Origin of the sequence: Curtobacterium flaccumfaciens (genome assembly GCF_051548005.1) — a bacterium.
In the GTDB taxonomy this organism is placed as follows: Bacteria; Actinomycetota; Actinomycetes; order Actinomycetales; family Microbacteriaceae; genus Curtobacterium.
In genome coordinates this window covers 1-1,594 of record NZ_JBPUGH010000258.1, presented here as the reverse complement: position 1 = coordinate 1,594, position 1,594 = coordinate 1, and the positions used below count along the sequence as shown (strand labels likewise).

Annotated in this window: 2 protein-coding genes; both read left to right on the top strand. The window is 67.3% G+C overall.

Annotation, left to right across the window (positions count from 1 at the left end):
- Nucleotides 1-10: 10 nt before the first annotated feature.
- A complete protein-coding gene (coaA, locus tag ACSW7Y_RS17140; protein WP_438127428.1) occupies nt 11-955 on the top strand; it encodes a type I pantothenate kinase in 945 nt (314 codons plus the stop codon).
- A gap of 174 nt (nt 956-1,129) precedes the next feature.
- A partial coding sequence (locus ACSW7Y_RS17135; protein WP_438127427.1) for a hypothetical protein occupies nt 1,130-1,594 on the top strand: 465 nt, incomplete at its 3' end.

The window sequence follows — 1,594 nt, the reverse complement described above, 5'->3', positions numbered from 1 at the left end:
GCTCGTGCCCATGCCGATCACGGACACCACCGTCGCGCACCCGACCCCCTTCGTGGAGATCCCCCGCGACGAGTGGGCACAGCTCGCACCCAAGGAGCACCTGTCCCTCACCGAGACCGAGATCGTGCAGCTGCGCGGACTCGGCGACCGGCTGGACATACAGGAGGTGCAGGAGGTCTACCTGCCGCTGTCGCGCCTCCTGACGCTGTACGCCGCCGGTGCCAGGAACCTGCACGCGTCGACGTCCGCCTTCCTCGGCGAGCGCGCGAGCCGGACGCCGTTCGTCATCGGCGTCGCCGGCTCGGTCGCCGTCGGCAAGTCCACCGTCGCGCGACTGCTGCGCGAGCTGACGAAGCGCTGGCCGGACACGCCCCGGGTCGAGCTCGTGACCACGGACGGGTTCCTCTACCCCAACGCCGAACTCGAACGCCGCGGGATCATGGACCGCAAGGGCTTCCCGGAGTCGTACGACCGCCGGTCACTGCTGCGGTTCGTGAGCCAGGTCAAGAGCGGTGCGGCCGAGGTGCGGGCGCCGTTCTACTCCCACCTCGTGTACGACATCGTGCCCGACGCCGAGGTGGTCGTCCGGCAGCCGGACATCCTCATCGTCGAGGGGCTCAACGTGCTCGCGGCGCCGACGAACGGGCGTCTGGCGCTGTCCGACCTGTTCGACTTCACGATCTACGTCGACGCGAAGACGAAGGACATCGAGTCCTGGTACGTCGACCGGTTCCTCGCCCTGCAGGAGGAGGCGTTCTCCAGCCCGGACTCGTTCTTCCACCGCTTCGCCTCGCTCTCGCGCGAGGACGCCGTGCGGACGGCGACGGAGGTGTGGCGGGCGATCAACGAGCCGAACCTCGTCGAGAACGTGCTGCCGACGCGTTCCCGGGCGACCCTCGTGCTCAAGAAGGGCGCGAACCACAAGGTGAACTCGGTGCTGCTCCGCAAGATCTGAACGCACTGACGTCACGATGTCATCAGATCCGGAATATTACCGTGGGTGTTCCTGATCGAAAGGATGACGATGCTTGTTCGTCGAACGACCAATCTGACCTGCGCCGGAGTTCTGGGTGCTGCTCTCGTCGGGGGAGCGATCTTCATCCCAGCAACATCATCTGCCTCCACCGCCGTGGCGTCTCCCATCTCCGCTGCATCTGCAGCGAGGACGGTCCCCGTCGAGCTGACCTCGGACCCCACCTACGCCCAGGGCGAAGGACTCACCGCCGCCGGCACCGGCCCGGCGAACACCACCTTCGGCTGGCACCTCAACGGCAACGACTTCGGCAGAACCGTCACCACCACCAGCAACGGCACCTGGAACCTCGACCTCACCAACGCCGCCGACGTCTACGACACCTTCACCCTCACCCTCACCAACCCCCACCGCGACGACGTCACCTTCACCTTCACCAGCACCGCCGAACGCACCCCCGTCGAGCTGACCTCGGACCCCACCTACGCCCAGGGCGAGGGACTCACCGCCGCCGGCACCGGCCCGGCGAACACCACCTTCGGCTGGCACCTCAACGGCAACGACTTCGGCAGAACCGTCACCACCACCAGCAACGGCACCTGGGACCTCGACCTCACCAAC